Origin of the sequence: Bacillus benzoevorans (assembly GCF_014207535.1) — a bacterium.
GTDB lineage: Bacteria > Bacillota > Bacilli > Bacillales > Cytobacillaceae > Bacillus_BD > Bacillus_BD benzoevorans.
The window spans coordinates 1-5,583 of the sequence record NZ_JACHGK010000043.1 but is presented as its reverse complement, the minus strand read 5'-3'; the positions used below and the strand labels follow the sequence as shown (position 1 = coordinate 5,583).

Sequence of the window (5,583 nt, the reverse complement as noted above, 5' to 3'; positions counted from 1 at the left end):
TTCGATCCTTTATGCCTGTTTAGCATTATATCCAAACTTGGCTCTTAGTCTACTTGCACCTTAATTTTTCTGTCCAGTTAAGTGTAGCCTATCCAATCTTCGATATATTCAATAGAGGCAAATAACGCTTCCTCTAGTTGTTTTACGTTTAATGTCTCGAAAACAGCATCGCAATAAGGTGCATATTGCCCAATGACTGAATCTCCTTGATTCCACTTCTGTTTTTTATCAGGGTTAAACCAAAAAAAGATGTTTCGCACTTTCCCGGAATTCTATCATTAAATCAAGCCTTGGGCTATTTCTGTTATTCCTGGCATCGGCAAGGAAAAATAATAATGTGTCTTGATCCAGTTCACTTCCGTATTCTGCATAATACATACTAAGAGCCTTATCATAATTAGAGTAGCCACGATAATCGATGTTAGCATTTTTAAGAGATCGTCTAACTGCCACTTCCACATCTTTGTTTTTATAGTAGTCCGTCACTTCATCGAGTAGTCCTACAAACGCAAAGACCCGAACCTGGGAAGGAAACCGTTCATGAATTAAATAAGCAAAAAAACCATAGAACATCAACCTTTCTTTATAGAAATTTAAAAGGCATTATCCTCGAACACAAACGTTTGTTCCTATTATATCACAAGAAATAGGTTTTGCCTATTGCCTAGCGACATTTAATTCCAGTTTATTATTTGTAATTAGCACATAATGTAATATGTATTAAAAAAGAATGCACCAAAGTAGGACGTGGGGACAAGAATGAACTTATCCCAAAAAGGTGATTCGTTCGAAAAAGGAAAAACAGATCCAACTGCCGAATTGATTACATGGACCTGCAGTTCATATACGAGGAGGGTAAATGAATTGGATATCGTAACATCTACGGAAACAAAGCTGCAGACTCGAAATGAACTAAGAAAAAATACCCTTATTTTCATTTCGATTGTTGCTGTTCTCGTTGGAATCATTTTTGTGAGTTTATTACAAATTCAGCCGCCAAAGGTTGTCCCGGCTGATGGTGCGGCAAATGAGTTTTCTGCTGTGAGGGCTTTCGACCATTTAAAAGAGTTAGCTAGAAAGCCACATCCCATTGGCTCAGAAGAGCACGATAGAGTTCGGGACTATCTTATTCACAGTTTAGAAGAATTAGGATTAAAACCAGAAATTCAAAAAACCCCTTCTGTTTACAGCTCTGGTACATGGATTTCAGGAGGTACGGTCGAGAATATTATCGCAAAAATAGAAGGAACCCATTCTACTAAAGCCATCATGCTTGTTTCTCATTATGACTCTGTATCAGGGGCGGCTGGTGCTGCCGATGACGGCGCAGGAGTCAGTGCAATTTTAGAAACTGTACGTGCACTAAAAGAAGGAAAAGCCCTGCAAAACGATGTCATTATTCTCCTTACAGATGGTGAAGAGCTTGGATTGCTTGGAGCCAATGCTTTTGTCAAAGAACATCCTTGGGTACAGGATGTCGGATTAGTATTAAATTTTGAGGCACGCGGAAACGAAGGCGCCTCTTTCATGTTTGAAACCAGTGATAACAATAGCTGGCTGGTAAAAGAGTTTGTTCAAGCTGCTCCAACACCTGTTGCTCATTCTCTCCTATACAGCTTATATACACAAATGCCAAATGATACGGATTTCTCTGTGTTTAAAAAGTATGGACTTAGCGGATTAAACTTTGCCTTCGGTGAGGGAATAAATCATTATCATACAACTGGTGATAATATTCAAGAGTTCAGTTTAGAAAGCCTGCAGCATCACGGGGAATATATGTACCATCTTACCACCCATTTTGGAAACGCCGATCTCATGCAAACGCATGAAGGAAATGAAGTGTTCTTTAACATTATGGGGTCTACCATGATCACGTACTCAGATAAAATGGTCCTTCCAATCATGATACTCGTGGTGCTCCTTTATGCCATTACGTTCCTGCATGGGTCTCGACTGAAGAAAGTATCCCTGCTCGGAACACTTGCCGGTCTTTTCGTTTTCATTCTTGGCATCATCGGCTCTTTTGCTATCGGTTCAGGATTATGGTCCATCCTCACCGATATTTTTCCGGAACAACAATGGTTGATGGAAACCGATAAGACATTTACCACCCTTTATTTCATTAGTTTTATCATGATAACCATTGCTTTCATCACAATGCTTTATCAGCTGGCTTCTAAAAAAATCAAGACAGGCAATTTAATGATAGGGGCTTTATTTCTTTGGTTAGTCCTTCTAACTGCCTCCAGCATTCTGCTTAAAGCCGGAAGCTATGTATTTGCATGGCCGTTATTATCTGCTTTAATCGGAGTCAACTTTTGGATGAGATTAGAGGAAAATTCATGGAAGGGTCATCTCGTTACAGTTGCTTTTTCGATTCCTGCAATACTTATTCTTTCACCCATTATTTATCTCGTTGAAGCGATGATGTCGATGCAAATGGCTGGAACGATAATGGTCCTAGTCTCCCTTTTAGGTGCCACACTGGTCCCTATTTTCAGCATTTTAAAATAAAATTCGATTGGGTGATTCCATCCATCTTCTTGATTACAGGATTACTGGTGATGATCCCAAACAGCATAAACCTAAATAACATGCCGACAGCAGAACATCCAACAGCAAGCGATATTACTTATTTAATGGATGCGGATGCTAACAAAGCCTATTGGGCAGCAACCATGCCATTAGATGAATATACATCGAATTATATCCATGAAAATGTAAAAAAAGGCCACACATTAGATTTCTTTCCTGTTTTATACGGGAACTGGGATGTGAGCTATTCACAAGCTAATTTATACAGCTTAGCAGCGCCTAGTGTGACGGTATTATCTGATCAGACAGTGGGCGGTAAGCGGAAAATTGAATATCAGTTGAAAACAAATCGACATGCTGACGAGTTGATCATGAAGTCTTCGTCATCGATGAAGGCAGCGCAGCTGACCATCAATGGAAAAAAGGTGAAGTTGTATCAAAAGGAATTTTCAAAAGATAAACCGTTGGAATTCAGATATGCCCTAGGTCAAGCTGAAGAGTTACATGTTCAAATAACGGTAAATAGAGATGATCACATAGAGTGGATGATCGCCGATCGTTCCTACGACATTCCCGAAACAAAAGGAAAACGTTCAGCAAAATATAGTACCTATGGGGATAATTCTTATGTTTTGAAAAGATTTCAAGATTAATAAGGATAAATTAGGCTGTCCTATACAAGGTTTGGCTCTTCAAACTAAGTATATGTCAGCCTTCTTTTGATTATATTAAATGATTTTTTTCGTATTGCAAAAACATAAACCCATATTCCTGTTAGACGTTTTCCCCAACTAAAACTATTAAAAAATGAAAAAGAGAATTCCTGCATTTACATTCCTTTAGTTGATTACGTGTTCAGTAAAATTAGTGCTCTAAAACGAAACGGTCGAGGGAAGGCTGGTTTATTTATTGTGTAATTAGCACATAATGCAAGTAAACAAAGGGACGGTTCCACCGTTCCCCTGAATTTTACCCCCCTAAAAATCATACGTGTAAAGTTTTGCGTTTTTTACTGATTTCGTAGTTAATGATTTTGATTTAACGTTCATTTTTCTTTATATTGGTCCAGACATTTTTTACAAACGCAATGTTTATTTCTGCTTTCCTCTGGAACGGATGCAAAGATTTCCTTAGGAAACGTTTCTTTGTCGCACCAACAGTTCCCGTGTTCTTCCTTACCGGACATGCACCCGTTTTCTTCTCCACAAATCGGACAATATTTATTAGCCAATCGTCTCACTCCTCTATCCACTTTTTTACTTGCTTATGAAAAAAATTCCTATTATTCAGCAAGTCCTTTAAATAGCTCCACGGCAGTTTCGATAATTTCATCGCGAAAATCATATTCTAGCGTATGGATATGAGGGTAATCCTCTCCATTGCCGATAAAGCAAATAGCTCCTTTCGTCTCCTTAAGATAGTGACCGAAATCTTCTGATGCCCGAAATGGCTGGTTCATTTCGATTAACGAAATCCCTTTCAATTTGCAAACTTGGCGTATTTTATCAGAGCTTTCTTTATGATTGACCGTTTCAGGAAACACATCATTATAAGAAAAGCTTACGTTTAACCCATTTTCACGTGCTAAAGACCCAGCATAATGCTCAAGGCTTTTCTCCAGTTGGTCCAATTCCGCTTCATACTGGGCACGAATGGTGAGCAATAAATCCCCTTGACTTGCGGAAATTCCAAACGTCCTCTCCCCTACATCAATCTGAATAACAGTACACAAAACTTTTCCTTTATTTTTTTCCGCAGAAGTGAGATCGGGAATAGCCTGAATCAGGCTGGCTATTGCAAATGCCGGGTTTACTCCATCTTCAGGCTGGCTGGCATGGGCAGGAGTCCCTTCCATATGAATGATCATTCCTTTAGAAGCAAAATGAGCCGTCCCATCAATGACGTTAACAGAACCGAAAGGCATCCCGCTCATATTATGGAAAGCAAAAATTTCGTCAATCTCATTTTCCTTAATGAATGAAACACACTGCAAAGCTCCGTCACCCGTTTCCTCTGCATGTTGGAAAAGAAAATAAATGTTTTGTGTTGCACCTTTTTGGTCAATCTCTAATGCCAATCCTGCAAGACACGCAGAATGACCATCATGACCACATTTATGAGAGACTCCCGGATATTTCGAACCATGTGGAATCCTAATCGTTTCTTCGATTGGAAGTGCATCAAAATCGGCACGGAATGCGATATTCCTTTTTCCTTCACCCGCCCGATAAATGGCATAGAACCAAGTTCCTTTGTCAATTATTTCCAAACGAGTGTGGGTTTGAAGAAAGGATATTAAATGCTGTTTCGTCCAAACCTCTTGATTGGACAACTCTGGATGCTGATGTAGTTCATGACGCAACTGCTTAATTAACTCTAAGTTTTTCCTCTGCAAAATTTTACCTCCTGCTGCAATCCTATTTATAGATTTACTATTTACGTGTTAAATATATTAGTACGCAAAAAATAAAAGGGCGAAGGAATGATGATTTTTATGTGCATTTAGCACAAAGTGTAATATGATAATAAAAATGAATTCAGTAAAAAATATCATGATTACTGTCCTTCTTTTGAATGTTTTCTTTCAAGATCCTTAAGAAATCGCTTAACCTCATCTTTATTAGATGAGATGAATAAAGGTTTTGTATAACCTTCTTCATGTCCTTTAGACATATACAGGTCAAAGATTCCGATAACTGGGTACTCAGGATAAACAGGTAATGGGATACCATATTGTTTTGCCGTTTCTGAGGACATTGCACCTGAAGCACCTATACATTCATAAACCCATAGCTCATCTTCCAAATCTGAATATTTATCCGCATACTCGTCATTATCTCTAAAGCCCTTATAAATAATAATTAGATTAAGGGCGGATTCATAGTTTTGACGTTCCACTCGTTGACTAGTACTGCTTTTACCAAATAATCTGCTTAAGAAACCCATTGACTGTAACCGTCAAGTAGTTTTGAACACTTTTTGCTAATTAAGTTTGAACACTTTTGTCTCCGAAAATAGTGCTTCTGTGTTTTAATCTATAACTAT

At 38.4% G+C, this 5,583-nt stretch carries 7 protein-coding genes; 2 read left to right on the top strand and 5 right to left on the bottom strand.

Annotation, left to right across the window (positions count from 1 at the left end; translation table 11 throughout):
- Positions 1 to 77: 77 nt before the first annotated feature.
- A complete protein-coding gene (locus HNR53_RS22930; RefSeq protein ID WP_184530489.1) occupies positions 78 to 260 on the bottom strand; it encodes a hypothetical protein in 183 nt (60 codons plus the stop codon).
- Positions 235 to 573, bottom strand: a complete 339-nt coding sequence (locus HNR53_RS22925; RefSeq protein ID WP_184530487.1) for a VWA domain-containing protein — start codon at positions 571 to 573, stop codon at positions 235 to 237. The genes HNR53_RS22930 and HNR53_RS22925 overlap by 26 nt, the downstream gene beginning before the upstream one ends.
- Before the next feature lie 186 nt (positions 574 to 759).
- Here HNR53_RS22925 and HNR53_RS22920 point away from each other — a divergent pair, with 186 nt between their 5' ends.
- Both HNR53_RS22920 and HNR53_RS23360 read left to right on the top strand, forming a co-directional pair.
- The gene (locus tag HNR53_RS22920) at positions 760 to 2,517 is read left to right on the top strand and encodes a M28 family peptidase (RefSeq protein ID WP_246439795.1); all 1,758 of its coding nucleotides are present in this window, start codon (positions 760 to 762) and stop codon (positions 2,515 to 2,517) included.
- A gap of 50 nt (positions 2,518 to 2,567) precedes the next feature.
- Positions 2,568 to 3,191 carry a hypothetical protein gene (locus tag HNR53_RS23360; RefSeq protein ID WP_246439793.1) on the top strand — a complete coding sequence of 208 codons (624 nt, stop codon included), beginning with the start codon at positions 2,568 to 2,570 and terminating at the stop codon, positions 3,189 to 3,191.
- Positions 3,192 to 3,583: 392 nt separating this feature from the next.
- Here the strand turns inward: HNR53_RS23360 and HNR53_RS22915 are convergent, their stop codons facing one another.
- The 3 genes from HNR53_RS22915 to HNR53_RS22905 form a co-directional block, all read right to left on the bottom strand.
- Complete coding sequence (locus tag HNR53_RS22915; RefSeq protein WP_343065382.1) at positions 3,584 to 3,778, bottom strand: cysteine-rich CWC family protein; 195 nt, start codon at positions 3,776 to 3,778, stop codon at positions 3,584 to 3,586.
- A gap of 42 nt (positions 3,779 to 3,820) precedes the next feature.
- Positions 3,821 to 4,933 (bottom strand): M20 metallopeptidase family protein, encoded by a 1,113-nt coding sequence (locus HNR53_RS22910; protein ID WP_184530483.1) that lies wholly within the window; start codon positions 4,931 to 4,933, stop codon positions 3,821 to 3,823.
- 161 nt (positions 4,934 to 5,094) lie between these two features.
- Positions 5,095 to 5,484: a hypothetical protein gene (locus tag HNR53_RS22905; protein WP_221452452.1), complete on the bottom strand. Its 390-nt coding sequence runs from the start codon at positions 5,482 to 5,484 to the stop codon at positions 5,095 to 5,097.
- Positions 5,485 to 5,583 lie beyond the last annotated feature (99 nt).

Excerpts from the sequence above, each read along its gene's own strand:
- HNR53_RS22925 (WP_184530487.1), bottom strand. The coding sequence starts at position 573 with ATGTTCTATGGTTTTTTTGCTTATTTAATTCATGAACGGTTTCCTTCC.
- HNR53_RS22920 (WP_246439795.1), top strand. The coding sequence starts at position 760 with ATGAACTTATCCCAAAAAGGTGATTCGTTCGAAAAAGGAAAAACAGAT.
- HNR53_RS23360 (WP_246439793.1), top strand. The coding sequence starts at position 2,568 with ATGATCCCAAACAGCATAAACCTAAATAACATGCCGACAGCAGAACAT.
- HNR53_RS22905 (WP_221452452.1), bottom strand. The coding sequence starts at position 5,484 with ATGGGTTTCTTAAGCAGATTATTTGGTAAAAGCAGTACTAGTCAACGA.